The organism is Enterobacter cloacae complex sp. CDL013, assembly GCF_049238805.1.
GTDB classification, from domain to species: domain Bacteria; phylum Pseudomonadota; class Gammaproteobacteria; order Enterobacterales; family Enterobacteriaceae; genus Enterobacter; species Enterobacter hormaechei_C.
This window is the reverse complement of the sequence record NZ_JBMKGT010000004.1, coordinates 293,826-314,648: the sequence shown is the minus strand read 5'-3', so window position 1 is coordinate 314,648 and position 20,823 is coordinate 293,826. Positions and strand designations below refer to the sequence as shown.

Sequence of the window (20,823 nt, the reverse complement as noted above, 5' to 3'; positions counted from 1 at the left end):
GCCAGGGTTCGAATACATCAAAGCACACCATTGCGCCTATAACTAATAGCGGCCCTCCCAATAATTCCAGTATTCCTTCTAAGATAGATAACTTATGAGGCAATACACGATTCAGTAAAACGGCCATGAAATGTGCGCATCCTAAAGTGATGATTATAGCTATAGTGCATTCTTTCCAGTTATCAGTGACGCCCACGCATATGAGGCATAGCACAATCACAAATACACAAAGTAACGTATTCAGCATGGAAATAATAAACTTGCCCATAGCATTTGCCGAGACGGTTAAAAAATAAAAAGTCTATGAATATAGCGCTCTTAACAGAATGACAAACAACAATGGCTAATAATGTATTTAAGAATTTTTGCGCCTTGCTTATTTCCGCAATAATCAAGTTAGCGGCTTCATGCTAATCCCCCGCACTCCACCGCTAAACCTGCTTTAACTAAACACCGGCACCCCCAGCCCAACCTTCACCTCCCTCAGCGTCTCCAGCGTCACCCCTTGCGCCCGTTCGGTCCCGCGCTTCAGCATCGCCATCAGCTCCCCCTTATCCCGCATATACATCGCCCTCCGCTCCCGCATCGGCGCAATCAGCTCCTGCAAACAACCCTCCAGTTCGTTCTTACACGCCCGGTCTCCCAGCCCACCCGCCTGATAGTGCGCCTTCATTGCCGCCACTTTGGCCTTGTCCGGATGAAACGCATCGAGATACGTAAACACCACGTTCCCCTCAATCTCCCCCGGGTCGCTCACCTTCAGGTGGTGCGGGTCGGTGTACATGGCGCTGACCGCGCGATGAATGGTCTCTTCGCTGGCCGAAAGATGCAGCGTGTTGCCGAGAGATTTCGACATCTTGGCGCTGCCGTCGATGCCGGGCAGGCGGCTGGTGTCGCTCAGCATCGCCTTGCAGTGGCGCAGCACCGGGGCGGGCAGCAGGCTGTTCATCTTGTGCACAATCTCGTTGGTCTGCTCAATCATCGGCAGCTGGTCGTCGCCGACGGGCACACACTCGGCCTTAAACGCGGTGATATCCGCCGCCTGGCTGATGGGGTAGGCCATAAACCCGACCGGCAGCGAGCGGGCGAAGCCTTTCTGCACAATCTCGTTTTTCACCGTCGGGTTACGCTCCACGCGGGCGACGGTGACGATGTTCATATACAGCATCGTCAGCTCGGCGAGGGCGGGCAGGGCGGACTGCAGGCAGATCGTGGTCAGGCTCGGGTCGATGCCGGCGGCGAGGTAGTCGGCCAGCACTTCGGGGATGTTATCGCGGATCTTCTGCGGGTTGCTGCCGTTGTCGGTCAGCCCCTGCAGGTCGGCAATTAGCACAAACTGGTTGTGCGTGTGCTGGAGCGCCACGCGCTGGCGCAGCGATCCGACGAAGTGGCCGAGGTGCAGCGGGCCGGTTGGGCGGTCGCCGGTGAGGATGGTTTGCGTGTTCATAAAGACTCCTTAATGTGCAGTTGCCGAAAGGGGTCTGAGATGTGAGAAAGCCGCCTTTCGGCGGCTATCTGAAAATGGGGAAAACTACTCCGTGCCGCCTTTAAGAAGGCAGCCACCAGCGGTTTACGGTGAGCACGGCGTGGTTTATGTTCATCTCTTTACCGTACCACGTCCGGCGCGAAAAACAAAAGGGCTCGTCATGCTGCAATCTCTCAACCACCTGACCCTCGCGGTCAGCGACCTGCAAAAAAGCGTCACCTTCTGGCACGAGCTGCTGGGGCTGCCCCTGCACGCCCGCTGGAATACCGGGGCCTATCTCACCTGCGGCGATCTGTGGGTCTGCCTGTCGTTCGACGAGGCGCGCCAGTACGTGCCGCCGCAGGAGAGCGACTACACCCACTACGCGTTTACCGTCACGGAAGAAGATTTTGAACCGTTCTCGCACAGGCTGGAGCAGGCGGGCGTCACCGTCTGGAAGCAGAACAAAAGCGAGGGGGCGTCGTTCTATTTTCTCGACCCGGACGGCCACAAGCTGGAGCTGCACGTGGGCAGCCTCGCCGCGCGGCTGGCGGCGTGTCGCGAGAAGCCCTATTCGGGCATGGTGTTTACCTCAGACGAGGCTTGAGGCGCGCACCTTCAGCCTGCCCGCCAGCGTCACGTGCGTGGCGGCATCTTCCTGATTGCACAGGTACTCCACCGCCAGCCGTCCCAGCTCGCTGTAGGGCAGCTGGATACTGGTCAGCGGCGGGGTGAGCTGCTCGGAGATCTTCTGGTCGTCGTAGCCCGCCAGCAGCATGTCCTGCGGGATGCGCACGCCGTTCACCGCCAGCGCCTGATAGCAGCCAATCGCCAGCCAGTCGCTGGCGCAGAAGATGGCGTCCGGGCGCTCGGTCAGCTCCAGCAGCGAAGCTGTCGCGGTAAAGGACTCGCTGAACTGCCAGTTGGTCTGGCGCACCAGGCCGTCGTCGCACGCGAGTCCGGCCTGCTGCAGCGCGGCCTGGTAGCCCGCCAGACGCTGGCGGGATGCCTCCATCCAGCTCTCGCCGGTAATGTGGGCGATGCGCGTGGCCCCGCAGGCGATGAGGTGTTTAGTCACCTGGAAGGCGTTGGCGTAGTCGTCCGGGATAAACGACGGCAGCAGCGGCGAGCCAGGGTCGCGCTGGTTGAGCAGCACCAGCGGGATGCGGGTGCAGTCCTGGAAGGCCGTCATGTCCACCAGCGTGGTGACCGGTGAGGCGAGGACAATCCCGATGCAGTTGCGCTTCTCCAGCTGGCGGATGATGTTCAGCGCCAGCTCAATGTCGTCGCCGTAGTCGTAGACGGTGAGCAGAGTCTCGTTGCGCCACGCCGCTTCCCGCGCCTGGCTGATGGCGTCGATAAACGGGTCGAAGCTCTGCATGGAGCTCACCAGCAGGGCGATCTCTTCCTGGTTGCGCGGGGCGTGAACGGCGGGGAGGCGGTCGTAGCCAAGCTCGGTAGCGACGTTAATCACCCGCTGGCGGGTGTCGTCGCTGAGCTTGATGTTGCGGGACTGGTTAAGCACCAGCGATACCGTCGCCTGCGACACCCCTGCCGCCCGCGCAATATCGTTCATCGTCACTTTCGTTTTTCGCTTCATCCGTCCTCTCCCTTTCGCGATTTCGCATCATACCCTAACCGCACGCTTTAGCGCCGTCGATCACGTTTCTCATTCATCGAAGCGTGAACTTTGTGAGGGGCATCGCTTTTCTAAACGCCGTGATTTGCGCATTTATCCTGCAACTAATATTTATTAGCTAAATATTATCAGTAAGAGGACGCGTAATGAAAGAGCAGTGGAGCAGGGAGCAGGCACAGGCGTGGTATCAGCAAAAAGGCTGGCTGTGCGGGTTTAACTATCTGCCGTCGACGGCGGTGAACTGGACCGATATCTGGCAGGCAGAGACCTTCGATGCCGAAACCATCGAGCGCGAGCTGGGCTGGGCGGCGGAGGCGGGCTATAACACCCTGCGCATCAACCTGCCGTTTATCGTCTGGGGGCATGACCGCGACGGGCTGATGGCGCGCATCGACCGCTTTTTGACGATTGCCGACGGTCACGGCTTCAGCACCATGCTGACCCTGATGGACGACTGCGGCTTCTCCGGCGACGAACCGTACCTCGGCCCGCAAAAGCCGCCCGTACCGGGCAAACACAACAGCCAGGCGGCGGCGAGCCCGGGGCGCGACAAGGTGTGCGATCCCGACTGCTGGCCGCAGATTGAGCGCTATATCCGCGACGTTGTCCGCCAGTTCCGCGACGATAAGCGCGTGCTGCTCTGGGATCTGTATAACGAGCCGGGCAACCGCGGCATTTTCGCGACGGGCACGCAGGAGGTGCAGTACGACGCGAAGCTGGAGTCCTGCGCGCACGAGTTGATGAAGCTGGCGTTCCGCTGGGTGCGTGAGGAAGACCCGACCCAGCCGCTCACCGTCTGCGCGTGGCGCCTGCCGCCGGAAGAGGAGGGCGAGACGTTCTTCCAGCATCCGCTGGACCAGACCGCGCTGGCGCTCTCGGACGTGGTGAGCTATCACGCCTACACCAATACCGGGCGCATGACGGCGATTATCCAGCAACTTCAGGCGCTGGGCCGCCCAATCTTCTGCACCGAATGGCTGGCGCGGCACGTGGGCAGCACCATCGAAGAGCAGCTTCCGCTGATGTACGCGGCGAAGGTCGCGCCGTACCAGTGGGGGCTGGTGCGCGGCAAAACCCAGACGTGGCTGCCGTGGCCGGTGGTGATGAAGGAGTCCACGGACTACTGCCGCCTCTGGTTCCACGACGTGTTCGAGGAGAACGGTATCCCGTTTTCACGCGCTGAAATCGCGCTGATGAAGAAGCTGCGCAAAATCGCCCCGGATCCGCAGGGCTAATAATAACGACCCGGCGCGCTGTCGCCGGGCAACCAGGTACGCACTATGGCAACGACAATGAAAATACCGTCTCGCGAGTTATGGTCCTACTTTGGCTATGGTTTAGGTCAGTGTTTTAGCTTTGGTTTAGTGGGTTCGTTTATTAACTATTTTTACACCGACGTGCTGGGGATCTCGGCGCTGGCGGCGAGCACCATCTTCCTGATTGCCCGCGCGTGGGACGCAGTTCACGATCCGCTGTTTGCCAGCATTATGGACACCATTAACAGCCGGTTCGGCAAGTTTCGCCACTTTTTACTGATCGCTCCGCTGCTGATCACCGGCGTCACGCTGCTGTCGTTCTATAAAATCGAAGCGGACATGACCACCAAAATCCTCTACGCCGGGGTGACCTACATCCTGTGGGGGACGCTGTATGCCATCTCCGATATCCCGTTCTGGTCGATGTCGTCGGTAATGACCAACGACTCCGCCCAGCGCACCCGCGCGGTGACGGCGGCAATGCTCGGGGTGAACGCCGGGATCGCTTGCGCCAACATCTTCTTCCCGAAGCTGGCGGCGTTCTTCGCCCAGTACAGCAACGATAAAGGCTACTTTATGGCGGCGCTGGTGATGATGCTGGTGGGGCTGCCGCTGATGCTCAACGGTTTTATGCAGATCAAAGAGCGTGTGCCGCCGAGCCCGGAAAAGGTGACCATCCGCGACACCTTCCACAACCTGCGCCAGAACAAGCCGCTGTTTATCGTCCTGCTGTCGTTCTTTTTCTGCGTGTTCCACAACGTGGCGGGCGGGCTGTATATCTACTTCTTTATCAACAACCTGGGCGACGGCAGCCTGCAAATGGCGATTGGCGTGATGGGGATCGTGGCGGCAGTGCTGTGTCTGGTTGCCCCGATGCTGACGCGCCGGATGCAGAAGCGGAAGCTGTTTATGATCCTCTGCGGGCTGGACGTGGCGGTGCGCGTGGTGATGTGGTTCACGGGCTATCAGCACACGGCGCTGCTGTTTATCCTGCTCGGCCTGAGCACGCTGTTCGTAATGATGACCAACATTCTCACCTCGTCGATGATTGCCGACACCATCGAGTACGCGGAATACCACACCCACAAGCGCTGCGCGGCGATCACCTTCTCCGGGCAGACCTTTACCGGCAAGATGTCGGTGGCGGTGGGCGGCGGGCTCATCGGCGTGTTTCTGACAATGATCGACTATGTGCCGCAGGCGCAGTCACAGAGCGACAGCGTACTGGCGGGGCTGTTCTTCGGGATTTGTTTGTTACCGGCGATAGGCTCGCTGATTCGAATGGGGTTTATGTCGCGCTTCACCTTTACCGAGGAGAAGCATGCGGAGGTTTGTCGGCTGCTGGCGGAGCGGAATGCGTCTGCGAAAGCGCCGGGTGGCGGCTGCGCCTTACCCGGCCTACAGGACCAGCCCTTGTAGGCCTGATAAGCGAAGCGCCATCAGGCTTCGCGTAATGACTTACAGCGACTTCACAAACGCCAGCAGATCTTCGTTGAGCTGGTCCTGGTGGGTCAGCGCGAAGCCGTGCGGCGCGTTGTCGTACACTTTCAGCGTGGCGTTTTTGATCATCTCCGCCGCCAGCTTGCCGGTCGTTTCAAACGGCACGATCTGGTCGTTGCTGCCGTGGATCACCAGCGTCGGCACGTCGATTTTCGCCATATCCGGGCGGAAATCGGTCTCGGCGAAGGCGGTTACGCAGTCGATGGTGCCCTTCAGGGACGCCAGCAGGGCGATGTTCAGCGTCTGCGTCAGGGCACCGGCAGAAACGGTCTGCCCTGCGTTGGTGCCGTAGAACGGGGTGGCGAAGTCGCTGATGAACTGGGCGCGATCTTTACGCAGTCCGTCGCGAATCCCGCTGAACACGCTCTGATCGACCCCTTCCGGGTAGCTTTCGGATTTGCCGAAAATGGGCGTTACCGCGCCCAGCAGGGCAAGACCGGCCACGCGTTCGCTGCCGTAGTTGTTGATGTAGCGCGTCACGTCGCCGCCGCCCATGGAGAAGCCCACCAGCGTCACGTCGCGCAGATCCAGCGTGGTGATCAGGTCGTTAATGTCGGACGCAAAAGTATCGTAGTCATAGCCGTTCCACGGCTGATCCGAACGTCCAAACCCGCGACGGTCAAAGGCGATGGTGCGGTAGCCGCGCTCGGCCAGGAAGTTCAGCTGGCTGTCCCACATATCCCCGTCCAGCGGCCAGCCGTGGCTGAAGAGAACCGGTTTGCCCGCGCCGCAATCTTTGTAGTAAATCTGCGTGCCGTCTTTTGCCTTAAACGTTGCCATAGTGTGTTCCTGTACAGGTGATGGTTAGGGTTATACCGGCGCGACCAGATAGCGAATTGCCGGTGATGTTGTGCCCTGATGAAAAGCCAGAACGCGGCTCTGCAACAGGAGGTCATTCATGGTGTGGCGCTCCTGCTGGCGCAGATGCTCAATCCAGGAGCCCATCAGGAAGGTCTCGATAAACAGGCCGGGGCGCTCAATATCTTCGTATACCGCCCAGCTCATCGCCCCGGCGCGGCGGCGCACCCGGCGCAGCTCGTGCACGGCCTGCAAAAACGCTTTCGCGTTGTGCGGGTCGATGATGTACTCGTGCGACACCAGCACCGGGCCGCGCTCGTTCGGCAGTTCGATCTCCACGCCGTCCAGCGGCTGGCCGCTCAGGTCGAGGTTTAAATCAGGATCTTTCTCCAGCTTCCAGCGGAATACCGTCGCGCTTGCCAGCACCATCCCCAGCGTGGCGACCACCAGCGAGGTAGGGGTGCCGAACTGAGAGGCAATCTGCCCCCAGATGGCGCTGCCTGCGGTCATCGAGCCGAAGAACACCGTCAGGTAGACCGCCAGTGCGCGGGCCTTCACCCAGCGGGCGGCGCTGCGCTGCGCGCCGAGGTTGAGGGTCGAGAGCACCGCAATCCACGCGAAGCCGGTAAAAAACTCAAACAGGTTGAGCAGCCAGACGTGGCGCACAAACGCCAGCGCCAGCATGGTGAGGGCAAAGAACAGGCTCGCGGCTACCATCAGACGGTCGGCATTCAGCCGCTGGCGCAGGCGCGGCAGCAGGATGGCCCCGGCAATCGCCCCCAGGCCAATGCACGCCAGCATCACGCCGTAGCCCGCCGGGCCTAAGCCCAGCTCGCGGCGCGCTACCAGCGGCAGTAATGCCCAGCCCGCGCTGCCGAAAACGAAGAACGCCACGGTGCGCACCAGCACGTTGCGCAGCACCGGCGCGGCGTGCACGTAGCGAATGCCGGAGCGCACCGCGGAGAAGAAGTGCTCTGGTGGCAAACGCTGCACGGACGGCGCCGGACGCCAGCGCCACAGCACCCACGCCACGCCGACCACGGAGAGCGCGTTCAGGGCAAACACCATCCACGGCCCGGCGAGCGAGAGCAGAAAACCGCCCAGCGCAGGGCCAATCGCCCGGCTGATGTTCACCCCGAGCGAGTTCAGCGCCACGGCGGCGCCCAGCTCCGGCTTGCTCACCAGATCGGGCACCACGGCCTGGAACGGCGGCGAGCTCATCGCCGCGCCCACGCTCAGCAGGAACGTCGCCACCAGCAGAACGGTAGGGGTGACGTGTCCGGTAAAAGAGAGCAGCGTCAGCCCGGCGGCGGCGATGAACACCCACAGCTGGGAGAAGAGCAGGTATTTACGTCGGTCAACGATGTCCGCCATCACCCCGGACGGCAGGGCGAAAAGGAACATCGGCAGGCTGCTCGCCGCCTGCACCAGCGCGATATCCAGCGGATCGGCGCTGAGCGTCAGCATGCTCCAGTTGATGCCGACGTCGCTCATCCATGAGCCGACGTTAGAGACCACCGTGGCGATCCACAGCATGCGGAACACCGGCTGGCTCAGCGGCTGCCAGGGTGAAACCGCCGGGGCGGGCGTCGTCTCGACGTGTGCGTCGCGAACGTCGTTTACCTGGGTCATGCGAACCTCTCCGTTGTTTTACGCTGCACTCGCCACTGGCCCGGCCCGGTGAGGGCAAGGGTGGTGAAGATAATCAGCAGCAGCCAGCCAAACTGCCCTTCGGCAATCGACCAGTTCGGATGAACCGCCAGCATCGCCACCAGCAGCACGGCGATAATCGGCAGGCACGCCAGGCGGGTGTAAACCCCCGCAATGATCAACAGCGGGCAGATCACCTCGGCGACGATCGCCGGGATCAGACTGGCATACGGCCCGAAACCAAACGGATCTTCGATACGCGTCAGCTCTTCGCTGAAGTGCAGCACCTTCGGCAGGCCGTGCACGTAAAGCAGCAGCAGGCTGCCGGTCAGGCGCAGAAAGAACAGCCCCGGATCGATCCGGGACGAAGCGTCATTTTGTTTCATCAGAATGCAAAGCAGCTGCAACCCAGCGCCCCCCAGAAAGCGTTATCGTCGGATACCGGCATCGCTGACGTGCGGGCGAAATCGTGCTGGTGGCTGTGAACCCCGCACGGGCCGCTACAGTGGTGAACCACACTCATGCCCACGCGTGCGGCCTGCGGCGGCGCGCTGCGGTAGTGGCCCGGTACCTTGACCACCGGGGACCACTCGGGCAGGACCGGAATGGCCGGCGGCGCGAGCGGGCCAAAGGTGCCTGCGGCATAGACGATATCGCCGTTCACCACGGTGAGGACGGACTCGATGCCCTTGATCTCCTCCTCCGGCACGCGGAAGTAATCTTTGCTGAGCACCGCCAGGTCGGCGAGCTGGCCGACCTTGATCTGCCCCTTCTGGTTCTGCTCGCTGGAGAACCACGCGCTGCCCTGGGTCCAGAGCATCAGGGCGGTATCGCGATCCAGTCGGGCGCTGTGGTCGTACATCTGCATCCCGCCGACGGTGCGGCCGGAGACCAGCCAGTAGAGCGCGGTCCACGGGTTGTAGCTCGCCACGCGGGTGGCGTCCGTCCCTAAGCCCACCGGCACGCCGGTCTCGAGCATTTTCGCCACCGGCGGCGTGTGGCGGGTGGCTTCGATGCCGTAGCGCTCGGCAAAGTATTCGCCCTGGAAGGCCATGCGGTGCTGGACGGCAATGCCGCCGCCCAGTTCTTTGATGCGGTCGATGTTGGCCTGGGTAACGGTTTCCGCATGGTCGAAGAACCAGTGCAGGCCGTTGAACGGAATGTCGCGGTTCACCTTCTCGAACACGTCCAGCATGCGGCTGATGGATTCGTTATAGGTGGCGTGCAGGCGGAACGGCCAGCGGTGCTCCACCAGATGGCGTACCACGCGCTCCAGCTCGTCCTCCATGCCCGGCGCAAGGTCCGGGCGCGGCTCGAGGAAGTCTTCAAAATCGGCGGCGGAGAAGACCAGCATCTCGCCCGCGCCGTTGTGGCGGAAGAAATCGCTGCCCTGGCCCGGCGTGAGCATGTCGGTCCATTTTTCAAAGTCTTCCAGCTCGTGGCCCGGACGCTGGGTAAAGAGGTTGTAGGCGATGCGGATGGTCATCTGCTTTTTCTCGTGCAGCTCGGCGATCACCTCGTAATCTTCCGGGTAGTTCTGGAAGCCGCCGCCCGCGTCGATGGCGCTGGTCAGCCCCAGACGGTTCAGCTCGCGCATGAACTGGCGGGTGGAGTTAACCTGCTGCTCCAGCGGCAGCTTCGGCCCTTTCGCCAGCGTGGCGTAGAGGATCATGGCGTTCGGACGGGCAATCAGCATCCCGGTCGGGTTGCCGTTGGCGTCGCGCTGGATCTCGCCGCCCGGCGGGTTTGGCGTCTCTTTGGTGTAGCCGACCACCTTCAGCGCGGCGCGGTTGAGCAGAGCGCGGTCGTACAGGTGCAGAATGAAGACCGGGGTGTCCGGCGCGGCGTCGTTAATCTCATCCAGCGTCGGCATGCGGCGCTCGGCAAACTGGAACTCGCTCCAGCCGCCCACCACGCGCACCCACTGGGGCGACGGCGTGCGCAGGGCCTGCTCTTTCAGCATCCGCAGGGCGTCGGCGAGCGACGGCACGCCTTCCCAGCGCAGCTCGAGGTTGTAGTTCAGCCCGCCGCGGATCAGGTGCAGGTGCGAGTCGTTCAGGCCGGGGATGGCGGTGTGGCCTTTTAAGTCGACCACCTTAGTGCCGTCGCCGTGGTGCTGCATCACCTCGGCGACGGTACCCACTTCCAGAAATTTTCCGTCGCGCACGGCAACGGCTTCTGCGAGAGGATTCTCGCGATCGACGGTGTGAAACTGGCCGTTAACCAGAATGAGATCGGCTTTACCGAGGGTAACCATAAGAGCTCCAGACTAAGAGGGGAATGGTCAGGATTATGGGAACCGGTTTCGGCAAAGATCCAGTTATACAATAGGATAGGTATACCAAAGTATAACTATACCTAAGGTTAACTATACGAAGAGATAATTACACCACAGCGCTGTGGGTCATAGGATGAACGCGATTTTATCGGCGTGCTGTTCGCGGCGATTTTAACCTTTAACCTCACTGGATAATCTTATGACCACTTCTAAGCTCGAAGTCTTAACCCCTGCCAACTGTCAGATCATTTTCATCGACCACCAGCCGCAGATGGCGTTCGGCGTGCAGTCTATTGACCGCCAGGTGCTGAAAAACAACACCGTGGCGCTGGCGAAAGCGGCTAAGGTGTTCAACATCCCAACCATCATCACCACCGTTGAGACTGAAAGCTTCTCCGGCAATACCTATCCGGAACTGATGGACGTGTTCCCGGGCCAGGACATTCTGGAGCGTACCTCCATGAACTCCTGGGACGACCAGAAAGTGCGTGACGCGCTGAAGGCCAACGGCAAGAAGAAAGTGGTTGTCGCCGGTCTGTGGACCGAAGTGTGCAACAACAGCTTTGCCCTGTGCGCGATGCTGGAAGGCGACTACGAAATTTATATGGTGGCAGACGCCTCCGGCGGCACCTCCAAAGAAGCCCACGACTTCGCGATGCAGCGCATGATCCAGGCGGGCGTGATCCCGGTGACCTGGCAGCAGGTGATGCTGGAGTGGCAGCGTGACTGGGCGCGCAAAGAGACCTACACCGCGGTGATGGATATCGTGCGCGAGCACTCCGGCGCCTACGGCATGGGAGTGGATTACGCCTACACCATGGTGCACAAAGCGCCATCTCGCCAGAAGAGCGAGCACCGCACCTTAGCGCCGGTTCCGGCTCGCTAAGTCCCGTCGGCGGGCTGGTCCCTCATCCGGCTCGCCGCTGCCTCTTTCTCTGGAGTTCACAATGAGTACTGGGCTGATATCCCTTGCGGCAGGCGTGTTGATTGGCCTGATGTATGCCGTGCTGAAGGTGCGCTCCCCCGCGCCGCCCGCGCTGGCGCTGATTGGCCTGCTGGGGATGCTGGCGGGTGAACAGGCGATGCGTCATCTTTTATCCCGCGATAATCCGGCTGCCGTGCAGGTGACGGTTCCCCACGTTCAACACCCGACCGGAGCGTCATCATGAAGGCCTGGATTATTTCGCTGGTGTGCGGGGCCGCGGCTGGGGTACTTTACGCCCTGCTCGACGTACATTCCCCGGCGCCGCCGGTCGTCGCGCTGCTAGGCCTGTTCGGCATGCTGGTGGGTGAACAGCTGATCCCCATCGGGCGTCGTCTGGTGAGCCGCGAACCGCTGACCCTGGCCTGGTTTCGTCATGAATGCGTACCGAAAATCAGCGGTACTGCGCCCCCCGCGCCCGCGAAGGAAAGCCGCGACGCGTAACGATTTGTTTGAGGAAAGACAGCATGACGCTGCCGTGGCGCATTGCCATCATCGATGACGAACGCTCTGTTCGCAGCGGGCTCAGTAATCTGCTGCAATCGGAAGGGTATGCTACCGATACCTTCGATTCGGCAGAGGTGTTCTTGAGCCACCCTCTCGCCCTGTCAGGCGCGTCGCTGGTGATCGCCGACATCAAGCTACGCGGCATGAACGGCATCGAGCTGTTTGAGAAGCTGCGGTTGCTGGCCGCGCCGCCGCCGCCAATACTGTTTATCTCCGGCCATGCTGATGAAAATATGCAGCGGTATGCACTCAGTCTGGGCGCCGCTGCATTTTTGCGTAAGCCGATTAACATCGATATTCTGCTGGATCATATTCAGCGGGAGCTGACCCGCCGACAATAAGGATCGCGGATGAACGAACATACGTCGCCTGCATTTTGGCCCGCCCGGGGATGTCTCCATGAAGGGCGGGCTTTTGTTCTGAAAGAGGATGTCATTTTTACCGTGCTGGCGCAGGAGGGCGGCATCTCCTGGATGAACGGGCGGCATCCCCAGTCCGGCGGTTCGTTTATTATTGCCACCGCGGTCAGCGATGAAGAAGAGGAGCGGGCAACGCGGCTGCTGAAAAACGAGTTTGCCCTGCGCGATCGCCTTCATGACGGCTGGGCTATCCGGCCCGTCGCTTCAACCCAGTACCGCGGACGTTTTGCGCTGGTCTACGCGCCGTTCTGCTTTGAACTGCTGGCGTGCCGGGCAGGTAAGGCGATTTCCGGGATCGCCCGCTTTATCGAGATGGCGATCCGCATCTGCGGTCCCCTGCGCCAGATGCATCAGCACAACCTGATCCACGGCGATATCAAACCCGGGGCGATCTTCGTTCATCACGACGCCACCTGCCGTCTGTGCAGCTTCGGTCTTTCCTGCGACACCTCCGACGCCTTCTCCCAGTCCCGGCTTGCCGCGTCTGGCGGCACGCCCGCCTACATGTCACCGGAACACACCACGCGTACCCGGCGTGCCGTTGACAGCCGGAGCGATCTCTACAGTCTGGGGATCGTGCTTTATGAACTTCTGACCGGGCGATTGCCGTTTGAACTGAGCGCTGATGACCAGACCAACTGGGCGCATTATCACATTGCCTCTGAACCGCTTGCGCCGGGTCGGGTGCGCCCGGACGTACCCGGCATGTTGTCGACCATTATCCTTAAGCTGCTGGAGAAGAATCCGGAGAATCGCTATCAGACTGTCGACGGGCTGATTGCCGACCTCAGGCGCTGCCAGGCGACGCTGACCGTTGAAGGCGAAATTGTCGACTTTATTCCCGGACAGCAGGATCGCTCTCCGGCGATCCATCTGGCCGATTCGCTTTTCTCTGCGCATCCGCAGGCCAGCGACGTCATCGCCGCGTTTGAGCGGGTCAGCCAGAGCGGTGCGCCGGAACTGGTGACGATTGGGGGACCTTCGGGGATCGGCAAATCTTCCGTGATCGCCACCACGCTGAAATCGCTGCAACAGCGCAAGGTGCTGCTGGCGGTGGGCAAGGTCGATCAATATTCCCCCACGCTGCCCTACGGCGTGCTGAGTTCGGCGTTTCGGACGCTCACGCTGCACCTGCTCGGGCTGCCAGCCGGGGAGGTGGCGACGTGGAAAATCCGTCTGTCGCGCGCGCTGGAAGGCTATGAAGAGCTGGCCGTCAGCCTGGTGCCGGAGCTGAATTTACTCCTTGAGAACAAACCGCGTTTCTCCGCGGATACCTTTTCCATCGACGCGCGGGCGCGCTTCAGCCATATGGTGCTGGCGCTGGTGAAAACCTTCGCCACCCAGGGCGCGCCGCTGGTGCTGCTGCTGGATGATGTGCAGTGGATCGACGCCGCCAGCCTGCAAACGCTCGATCACCTGCTGCGCGCCTGCGGCGCCATCCCGCTGCTGGTGGTGGTGGCGCACCGCGATCTCAGTTCGCTTTCTGATCCCACCTTGCAGACCGCGCTGGCGAGCCTGCCGGAGGCGGCGCAATACGCCACGACGATTGTGCCGCAGCCGCTGTCGGTGAAGGCCGTGGCGCGCTGGCTCGGGGGAATTTTTCATGCCCGCAGTAGCGGCACCGCCGATCTTGCCACGCTGATCCATGAAAAAACCGGCGGCAACCCGCTGTTCGTGCAGGAGTTTTTCCGTCGCATCGTCGATGACGGACTGGTGGTGCACAACAAATATCAGGGGAAATGGCATTACGATCTCCAGGCCATCCGCGCCCGGCACTACACCGAAAACGTGGTGACGCTGGTACTTGAACAGCTCAAGGAGATGCCCGACGAGACGCGCCGCCTGCTGGGCAGCATCGCCTGCCTCGGCTGCACGGGCGAGCTGGAGATGCTGTGCCGCGTGGTGGGGCGGTCGGCGGCGGAAATCCGCTACGCGCTTCACCCGGCGGTTACTGCTCAGCTGATTGTGCTGACGGAGAAAGAGTACGCTTTTACTCACGATCGGGTGCAGGAAGCCGCCTTTGCCCTGCTGGATGAGGGCGAGAAAAGCCATCTGCACCTGACCACCGCCAGCCTGCTGGCGGATGCCGCACGGCAGACGGCGGGCAACGAACTGCTGTTCCGCGCGGTTCACCACGTCAGCGCCGCGCTGGACTGCATCCAGCCTGCACCCCAGCGGCAGCGATTCCGGGAGCTGAGCCTTCAGGCCGCGCGGCGTGCGAAGCGTACCGGCGATTACCTTTCCGCCTTAAGCTATATCCAGACCGCCAGAGCGCTGGGGAATGCGGGCCCGGTCTCGGACTTTATGCTGGATATCGAAGAGGCGGGCTGTGAGTTTGCGCTCGGGCACCTGGAGCGTACGCGTGCGCTGTGCGATGCGATCCTCGGTTCACCGGGCGGGCTGACGGAGAAAGCGCTGGCCGCCAACCTGCTGGCGGAAGTGTATATGCGCCAGTCGGAGATCCGACTGGCACTGGAGGCGTCGTTATGCTGGCTGGGCGTGTTCGGGATCCAGATCAGCCGCTACCCGGAAAATGCCGAATGTGACGAGGCCTGGCAGCAGTTCTGTCAACGCACCGCCGACGCGCCGCTGAACCCGTTTTCTCAGCTTAAGCTGATGGAGAACGCAGAGACCGAAGCGGTGATGAACCTGCTTTACAGCGCCAGTATTTTCGCCAGTTTTACCTGCCCGCGCCTGCACTTTTTACTCCTGTGCCGGATGATGCACCTCACGCTCGATCACGGCATCACCGGCGCCTCCACCACGGCGATGGCCTGGTTTGGCGTGCTGATTGGTCACCGCTACGCCGAATACCGTCTCGGATTTGAGTACGGCACGCTGGCTCGTGAGCTGGTGAACCGCCACGGCTATGATGCCTATGAAGCCAAAACTCTGCTGCCGCTCGATCAGCTCAGCGTCTGGACCCAGCCGCTGTCGTACACTATCGAGTGCGCAAAGGCCTGCTTTACCTCGGCGGTGACCCACGGCGACATGACGATGGCCTGTTTCGCGGCCTGTCATCAGATCATTAACTTCCTCTCCCGGGGCGATCATCTGGATGGCGTGCTGACCAGCATCGATCGCGGTCTGGCCTTTGTACGCAAAACGGATTATCAGGACATTGAAACCGTTCTGCACATTCAGCGCCGCTACGTGGAGTTTTTACGCACGCCGGTGACGGGCCCATGGAGCGCCGCCCAGGCGCTGCCTGACGATCTGCTGCCCGCGCCGCCGGAGCAGGCGCCCGAGCAGACCTCGACTATGCTGTTCTGGTACTGGCTCTATCGCGGGATGGCGCACTTTTCCTGCGGCGAATACGCCGACGCGCAGGCGGATTTAGAGAGGGCGGGCTGGTATGCGTGGTCCGCGCCGGGTCATATTCATCTGCTGGATTACCATTTTTACAGCGCGCTGGCGCTCTCCCGTCAGCTCACGCCGGAGACCTTCTCGGCGGATTATCGCCGCAGTATTCATCACCATTACGACAAAATTGCCCTCTGGGCGCGGATCAATTCGGGCACGTTTGCCGATAAAGAAGCGCTGATTTACGCCGAAATCGTCCGTCTGGACGGCATGAACAGCATCGCGCTGGAGCAGTATGAAAAAGCGGTGCGGCTCTCGCGGGAGGGCGGCTTTAACCCGATCAATGCCCTGGCGCACGAGCTGGCAGGGCGTTTCTCGCTGGCCTGCGGCTACCCGACCGCCTCCGACGCCCATTTCCGCGGCGCGATTGCCGCCTGGGGGCGCGCCGGGGCGCAGGCCAAGGTGCGCCAGCTGGAGCAGGATTTCCCGCATCTGCTGGCCTCCGGGCAGAGCCGCGCGTATGACACGGCGGCCTTCGCCCAGAACGAGGTGATCCGCGATTTACAGAGCGTCATCAAAGCCTCACGCGCCTTGTCCGAAGAAATTAACCTCGAGCGTTTAATTGAAAACCTGATGACGCTGCTGCTTGAACGGGCCGGGGCGCAGCGTGGCCTGCTGCTGCGCGTTAGCGATAATCACATCCCGGAGATCGAGGCCAGTGCCTGGACCAGTACCGACGGGGTGCGGGTGCGCATCCTGAAGGCGTCACCGATGGCGACGGACATGCCGCTGTCGGTGCTGGCCGCAGTGATCCGCACCGGGCAGGAGATCCGCACCGGCAAACCGGAGGAGTTCCACCCGTTCAGCCAGGATCCGTATCTGGTGACGTCCGGCGCCGCCGTGATGTGTGTCCCGATGTTCAAACAGGCGCGGCTGGTGGGGGTGCTGTATCTGGAAAACCGCCTGATGCCGGAAGTGTTTACCGCCGAACATTCGCGCGTGGTCAGCCTGCTGGGCGCGCAGGCGGCGGTTTCGCTGGAGACGGCGCGGCTTTACGCCGAGCTGCTGGCGGAAAACATCCAGCGCCGACGGGTGGAGAAAGAGCTGCGCGCCAGCCAGACCTCACTGATGCTGGGCGAGCAGATCAGCCATACCGGCAGCTGGCGCTGGGAGCTGGTGCAGGATCTGATGTTTATGTCTGAAGAGTACGCCCGTATCCTTGGCCTGCCGGAGCAGCAAAAGATGATCTCAATGGCGGAGTTTTTAACCTTCGTGCATGAGGACGATTATGGCCGGATCAGCACCCTCGTTAACCAGAGCGTGCGCGACGGGCTGTCGATGCGCGCGGAGTTTCGCATTATCCGCACCGACGGCTCCGTTCGCTACATCCTCGGGATTGGCGATCCGGTCGGCGTCGGCAGCGAAGTGAATGAGTATTACGGCATCATTACCGACATCACCAGCCAGCGGGCGGCGGAAGATGCGATGCGGGTGGCGCAGGCGGATCTGGCGCGAGTCTCACGGGCCACCACCGTCGGGCAACTGACCTCCTCGATCGCGCACGAGATCAACCAGCCGCTGATGTCGATTGTCTCGAACGCCGGCGCGAGCCTGCGCTGGCTCAACCGCGATCCGGCGCGGCTGGACAAAGTGCGCGAGGGGCTGGAGGAGATCGCCGCCGAGGGCGAGCGGGCAGGGGAGATCATTCGCAGCATTCAGTCTCTGACGCGCAAGCAGGACCCCACGTTTACGCGTATTGATCTGCACTTCCTGATCCACCACATCATTATGCTTTCACGCAGCGAACTTGAGCTGCGACACATAAGCGTTGATTATCTTCTGAACGCTGACGACAGCTTTATCATCGGCGACAGCGTGCAGATCCAGCAGGTGCTGCTTAACCTGGTGATGAATGCGATGGAAGCGATGGCGGAAGTGACGGATCGCCCGTGCAGCATCACGATCTCCACCGCGAACTGCGGCGAGGGGAAGGTGATCTTTGAGATCGCCGATACCGGCAGCGGCATTGAGCCGGAGCTCACCGAGCGGATCTTTGACTCGTTCTATTCGACCAAAGCGCAGGGAATGGGGATGGGGCTGACCATCAGCGCCAGCATCATTGAACGGCACCGGGGGAAACTGAGCGCGCGCCGCAGAGAGCCGTACGGCACGGTATTTACCTTCGCGTTGCCGCTTGCCGGACAGGAGGAGTAACGGTTATTCCACTGGTTGATGTTTGGTCAGGCGCTCGACGGCCCTGACCAGTTCGGCCACGGAGCGGACCTGCATTTTCTCCATTACCCGGCGGCGGTGCACTTTCACCGTGATCTCACTGACGCCCAGCTCGGCGGCGATCTGCTTGTTGAGCTTGCCGCTGATGGCCAGCTCAAGCACCTCATGCTCGCGCGGCGTGAGGGACATGTGGCGCTGCTTCAGGGCGTAGTGCTCTTTGACGCGGGCGGCGTTGTGCTGTGCCAGTCTGAGCGCGGATTCGATGGAGCCGATGAGCGCGCTGGATTCAACGGGCTTAGTGAGAAATTCGTAGGCTCCGCCTTTGATCGCCCGGACGGACATAGGGATGGTGCCGTGACCGGTGAGAAAGATGATCGGTATTTCCCGCCCGCTGGCTTTCAGCGCATCTGCGACATCAAATCCGGTTATCGTGGGCATCTGCATATCGAGGATCACGCAGGAGGGCAGATCCTCAAAGGGATGGCTGAGAAAGGCTTCTGCTGAGGAAAAGCCAAGGGCGTGCATATCCGCGGATTCCAGCAGCCTGACAACGGACTGTCTGACTGTGTCATCGTCATCAACCACATAAACAATGTGTTCCATTCACCGCCCCGGTGTGTGATCAGTAAATCATCGACAATAAAATAGCGCCTTTTTGAACGTAAGCGACTGTTTGCTATCCTCATTCATACTAACACATTAATTATTATTATCATTTACCAATATGAAGATGATATGAAAGTGTAATAAAAATGTGGCGAATTAGTTAGGAGTGGAGCGCTGTTTTTAGTGACCTTTCCGGGGGCGGAGCCAGCGCACGACACGCGATGTTTTGTGTGAGGACGCCGACGGGTAAAACAGGCTACACTCTGATTTTTGAGCGCGACAAGCTGAGGACATAACGATGCACTACACACTGAAAAGCAGTGACGATAAAGAAAAAGCGGAAGGAACAAACGGCGCGGGCGCTCTACAGCAAAAACTGCTGGAATCCCGTTCGATTGTCATCTCCGGTGAAATCAACCAGGAGCTGGCCCAGAAAGTCATCACTCAGATGATCCTGCTGCAAAGCGTCAGTAACGATCCGATCAAGCTGTACATCAACAGCCAGGGCGGCCATGTAGAAGCGGGCGATACCATCCACGACTTCATTAAGTTTATCCGTCCGGAAGTACACGTTATTGGCACCGGCTGGGTGGCAAGCGCCGGGATCACCATCTTCCTGGCGGCGAAAAAAGAGCACCGCTACTCGCTGCCAAATACCCGCTTTATGATCCACCAGCCGCTGGGCGGCGTGCGCGGTCAGGCAACGGATATTGAGATCGAAGCGCGGGAGATCATCCGCATGCTGGAACGCGTGAACAAGCTGATTGCCGACGCCACCGGCCAGCCGCTGGAGAAAGTGAAGAAAGACACCGACCGTAACTTCTGGATGTCACCGGCGGAAGCGCTGGACTACGGCATCGTGGGCAAACTGATCACCCATTATGACGAGCTGAACCTGGATTAAGTTTTAGCCTGCGTGTGCGTCGGGTGACGGCTTCGCCTTACCCGACCTACACGCGCTCGATTGACCCATGACAAGTTCCCCCTCTGCTTTCTTACCTATAATCGCGCCTGTTTACCCTCTCACTGGTGCTAACCATGGCGTATCAACTGAACCTGAACTGGCCGGAATTTCTTGAAAAATACTGGCAAAAACAACCCGTTGTACTGAAAAATGCCTTCCCGAATTTTGTCGACCCCATTACCCCTGATGAACTGGCGGGTCTGGCGATGGAGCCGGAAGTCGATAGCCGCCTGGTAAGCCATGCTAACGGCAAGTGGCAGGCGAGCAATGGCCCGTTTGAGCATTTCGATAACCTCGGTGAAACCGGCTGGTCCCTGCTGGCGCAGGCGGTGAACCACTGGCATATGCCCGCCGCAGAGCTGGTGCGTCCGTTCCGCGTCCTGCCGGACTGGCGTCTCGATGACCTGATGATCTCCTTTTCTGTCCCGGGCGGCGGCGTTGGGCCGCATATCGATCAGTACGATGTGTTTATCATCCAGGGGATGGGCAGCCGCCGCTGGCGCGTGGGTGACAAGCTGCCGATGCGTCAGTTCTGCCCGCATCCGGCTCTGCTACATGTCGATCCGTTTGAGCCGATCATCGACGAAGATCTGGCGCCGGGCGATATCCTCTACATTCCGCCTGGATTCCCGCATGACGGCTTCACCCATGAAACCGCGCTCAACTACTCTGTCGGTTTTCGCGGGCCGAACGGTCGCGATCTGATCAGCAGCTTTGCCGACTATGCGCTGGAGAACGATCTGGGCGGCGAACACTACAGCGATCCGGATCTGACCTGCCGCGAACACCCGGGTCGCGTGGAGCAGTACGAGCTTGATCGCATTCGCGAGATGATGATCCACATGATTAGCAAGCCGGATGATTTCACGAAATGGTTTGGCAGCTTCGTCTCCACGCCACGTCACGAGCTGGATATTGCCGCCGCCGAGCCGCCGTATTCCGCAGAAGAGGTGCTGGACGCGCTTCAGGGCGGCGAAACGCTGTCGCGCCTGAGCGGCCTGCGCGTGCTGAACGTTAACGGCAGCTTCTTTATCAACAGTGAACAGCTGGAAACGGCGGATGTGAACGGGGCAGACGCGCTGTGCCGCTACACCGAGCTCGGCCAGGCCGAGCTGGGTGACGCACTGAATAATCCGGCGTTTGTGGACGAACTCACCGGGCTGATTAACCAGGGGTACTGGTACTTCGACGAGTAACATGAGGCGGCGTTTAGTCAGCCTAAAC

The 20,823-nt window shown here is 60.7% G+C and carries 17 protein-coding genes; 10 read left to right on the top strand and 7 right to left on the bottom strand.

What is annotated here, in order from left to right; all coding sequences use genetic code 11:
- Positions 1-442: 442 nt before the first annotated feature.
- On the bottom strand, positions 443-1,447 hold the full coding sequence (gene trpS, locus ACOTXD_RS09825) for a tryptophan--tRNA ligase (protein WP_045345959.1): 1,005 nt from the start codon (positions 1,445-1,447) through the stop codon (positions 443-445).
- 199 nt (positions 1,448-1,646) lie between these two features.
- Between trpS and fosA the strand changes: the two genes are divergently transcribed.
- Positions 1,647-2,072, top strand: a complete 426-nt coding sequence (fosA, locus tag ACOTXD_RS09820; RefSeq protein WP_045345962.1) for a FosA/FosA2 family fosfomycin resistance glutathione transferase — start codon at positions 1,647-1,649, stop codon at positions 2,070-2,072.
- Here the strand turns inward: fosA and ACOTXD_RS09815 are convergent.
- Complete coding sequence (locus ACOTXD_RS09815; RefSeq protein WP_045345964.1) at positions 2,058-3,065, bottom strand: LacI family DNA-binding transcriptional regulator; 1,008 nt, start codon at positions 3,063-3,065, stop codon at positions 2,058-2,060. The genes fosA and ACOTXD_RS09815 overlap by 15 nt on opposite strands.
- Positions 3,066-3,250: 185 nt before the next feature.
- Between ACOTXD_RS09815 and ACOTXD_RS09810 the strand changes: the two genes are divergently transcribed.
- Complete coding sequence (locus ACOTXD_RS09810; protein ID WP_126501098.1) at positions 3,251-4,339, top strand: cellulase family glycosylhydrolase; 1,089 nt, start codon at positions 3,251-3,253, stop codon at positions 4,337-4,339.
- Between the two features lie 45 nt (positions 4,340-4,384).
- Positions 4,385-5,779 carry an MFS transporter gene (locus ACOTXD_RS09805; RefSeq protein ID WP_061855993.1) on the top strand — a complete coding sequence of 465 codons (1,395 nt, stop codon included), beginning with the start codon at positions 4,385-4,387 and terminating at the stop codon, positions 5,777-5,779.
- 39 nt (positions 5,780-5,818) lie between these two features.
- Here ACOTXD_RS09805 and ACOTXD_RS09800 read toward each other — a convergent pair whose 3' ends face one another.
- Genes ACOTXD_RS09800 through ACOTXD_RS09785 form a run of 4 tightly spaced genes read right to left on the bottom strand, consistent with a single transcriptional unit; the run spans position 5,819 to position 10,565 of the window.
- Positions 5,819-6,640 (bottom strand): alpha/beta fold hydrolase, encoded by an 822-nt coding sequence (locus ACOTXD_RS09800; RefSeq protein WP_015572558.1) that lies wholly within the window; start codon positions 6,638-6,640, stop codon positions 5,819-5,821.
- 30 nt (positions 6,641-6,670) lie between these two features.
- Positions 6,671-8,290 (bottom strand): MFS transporter, encoded by a 1,620-nt coding sequence (locus tag ACOTXD_RS09795; RefSeq protein WP_061855994.1) that lies wholly within the window; start codon positions 8,288-8,290, stop codon positions 6,671-6,673.
- Positions 8,287-8,694, bottom strand: coding sequence for a DoxX family protein (locus ACOTXD_RS09790; RefSeq protein ID WP_061855995.1), 408 nt, complete (start codon positions 8,692-8,694; stop codon positions 8,287-8,289). The genes ACOTXD_RS09795 and ACOTXD_RS09790 overlap by 4 nt, the downstream gene beginning before the upstream one ends.
- The gene (locus ACOTXD_RS09785; RefSeq protein ID WP_061855996.1) at positions 8,694-10,565 is read right to left on the bottom strand and encodes an amidohydrolase; all 1,872 of its coding nucleotides are present in this window, start codon (positions 10,563-10,565) and stop codon (positions 8,694-8,696) included. Before ACOTXD_RS09785 ends, ACOTXD_RS09790 begins: the two co-directional genes overlap by 1 nt.
- A 220-nt stretch (positions 10,566-10,785) precedes the next feature.
- Here ACOTXD_RS09785 and ACOTXD_RS09780 point away from each other — a divergent pair, with 220 nt between their 5' ends.
- The 5 genes from ACOTXD_RS09780 to ACOTXD_RS09760 all read left to right on the top strand — a co-directional run bounded on the left by ACOTXD_RS09780 (position 10,786) and on the right by ACOTXD_RS09760 (position 18,011).
- On the top strand, positions 10,786-11,472 hold the full coding sequence (locus tag ACOTXD_RS09780) for a hydrolase (protein ID WP_421766404.1): 687 nt from the start codon (positions 10,786-10,788) through the stop codon (positions 11,470-11,472).
- Positions 11,473-11,533: 61 nt separating this feature from the next.
- Positions 11,534-11,755 carry a DUF1427 family protein gene (locus ACOTXD_RS09775; protein WP_003863054.1) on the top strand — a complete coding sequence of 74 codons (222 nt, stop codon included), beginning with the start codon at positions 11,534-11,536 and terminating at the stop codon, positions 11,753-11,755.
- Complete coding sequence (locus ACOTXD_RS09770; RefSeq protein WP_023324098.1) at positions 11,752-12,012, top strand: XapX domain-containing protein; 261 nt, start codon at positions 11,752-11,754, stop codon at positions 12,010-12,012. Before ACOTXD_RS09775 ends, ACOTXD_RS09770 begins: the two co-directional genes overlap by 4 nt.
- A 23-nt stretch (positions 12,013-12,035) precedes the next feature.
- Complete coding sequence (locus ACOTXD_RS09765; RefSeq protein ID WP_045894247.1) at positions 12,036-12,416, top strand: response regulator transcription factor; 381 nt, start codon at positions 12,036-12,038, stop codon at positions 12,414-12,416.
- Positions 12,417-12,425: 9 nt separating this feature from the next.
- The gene (locus ACOTXD_RS09760) at positions 12,426-18,011 is read left to right on the top strand and encodes a trifunctional serine/threonine-protein kinase/ATP-binding protein/sensor histidine kinase (protein WP_061855997.1); all 5,586 of its coding nucleotides are present in this window, start codon (positions 12,426-12,428) and stop codon (positions 18,009-18,011) included.
- A 3-nt stretch (positions 18,012-18,014) separates the two neighbouring features.
- Here ACOTXD_RS09760 and ACOTXD_RS09755 read toward each other — a convergent pair whose 3' ends face one another.
- Entirely contained in the window at positions 18,015-18,632 is a 618-nt protein-coding gene (locus ACOTXD_RS09755; RefSeq protein ID WP_003863061.1) for a response regulator transcription factor, read from the bottom strand.
- 301 nt (positions 18,633-18,933) lie between these two features.
- Here ACOTXD_RS09755 and ACOTXD_RS09750 point away from each other — a divergent pair, with 301 nt between their 5' ends.
- Both ACOTXD_RS09750 and ACOTXD_RS09745 read left to right on the top strand, forming a co-directional pair.
- The gene (locus ACOTXD_RS09750; protein WP_003863062.1) at positions 18,934-19,539 is read left to right on the top strand and encodes an ATP-dependent Clp protease proteolytic subunit; all 606 of its coding nucleotides are present in this window, start codon (positions 18,934-18,936) and stop codon (positions 19,537-19,539) included.
- Positions 19,540-19,673: 134 nt separating this feature from the next.
- Entirely contained in the window at positions 19,674-20,795 is a 1,122-nt protein-coding gene (locus tag ACOTXD_RS09745) for a cupin domain-containing protein (RefSeq protein ID WP_061855999.1), read from the top strand.
- Positions 20,796-20,823: the final 28 nt, after the last annotated feature.

Bases quoted from the DNA above. Each gene is read 5' to 3' on its own strand.
- trpS (WP_045345959.1), bottom strand. From the start codon at position 1,447: ATGAACACGCAAACCATCCTCACCGGCGACCGCCCAACCGGCCCGCTG.
- fosA (WP_045345962.1), top strand. From the start codon at position 1,647: ATGCTGCAATCTCTCAACCACCTGACCCTCGCGGTCAGCGACCTGCAA.
- ACOTXD_RS09815 (WP_045345964.1), bottom strand. From the start codon at position 3,065: ATGAAGCGAAAAACGAAAGTGACGATGAACGATATTGCGCGGGCGGCA.
- ACOTXD_RS09810 (WP_126501098.1), top strand. From the start codon at position 3,251: ATGAAAGAGCAGTGGAGCAGGGAGCAGGCACAGGCGTGGTATCAGCAA.
- ACOTXD_RS09805 (WP_061855993.1), top strand. From the start codon at position 4,385: ATGGCAACGACAATGAAAATACCGTCTCGCGAGTTATGGTCCTACTTT.
- ACOTXD_RS09800 (WP_015572558.1), bottom strand. From the start codon at position 6,640: ATGGCAACGTTTAAGGCAAAAGACGGCACGCAGATTTACTACAAAGAT.
- ACOTXD_RS09795 (WP_061855994.1), bottom strand. From the start codon at position 8,290: ATGACCCAGGTAAACGACGTTCGCGACGCACACGTCGAGACGACGCCC.
- ACOTXD_RS09790 (WP_061855995.1), bottom strand. From the start codon at position 8,694: ATGAAACAAAATGACGCTTCGTCCCGGATCGATCCGGGGCTGTTCTTT.
- ACOTXD_RS09785 (WP_061855996.1), bottom strand. From the start codon at position 10,565: ATGGTTACCCTCGGTAAAGCCGATCTCATTCTGGTTAACGGCCAGTTT.
- ACOTXD_RS09780 (WP_421766404.1), top strand. From the start codon at position 10,786: ATGACCACTTCTAAGCTCGAAGTCTTAACCCCTGCCAACTGTCAGATC.
- ACOTXD_RS09775 (WP_003863054.1), top strand. From the start codon at position 11,534: ATGAGTACTGGGCTGATATCCCTTGCGGCAGGCGTGTTGATTGGCCTG.
- ACOTXD_RS09770 (WP_023324098.1), top strand. From the start codon at position 11,752: ATGAAGGCCTGGATTATTTCGCTGGTGTGCGGGGCCGCGGCTGGGGTA.
- ACOTXD_RS09765 (WP_045894247.1), top strand. From the start codon at position 12,036: ATGACGCTGCCGTGGCGCATTGCCATCATCGATGACGAACGCTCTGTT.
- ACOTXD_RS09760 (WP_061855997.1), top strand. From the start codon at position 12,426: ATGAACGAACATACGTCGCCTGCATTTTGGCCCGCCCGGGGATGTCTC.
- ACOTXD_RS09755 (WP_003863061.1), bottom strand. From the start codon at position 18,632: ATGGAACACATTGTTTATGTGGTTGATGACGATGACACAGTCAGACAG.
- ACOTXD_RS09750 (WP_003863062.1), top strand. From the start codon at position 18,934: ATGCACTACACACTGAAAAGCAGTGACGATAAAGAAAAAGCGGAAGGA.
- ACOTXD_RS09745 (WP_061855999.1), top strand. From the start codon at position 19,674: ATGGCGTATCAACTGAACCTGAACTGGCCGGAATTTCTTGAAAAATAC.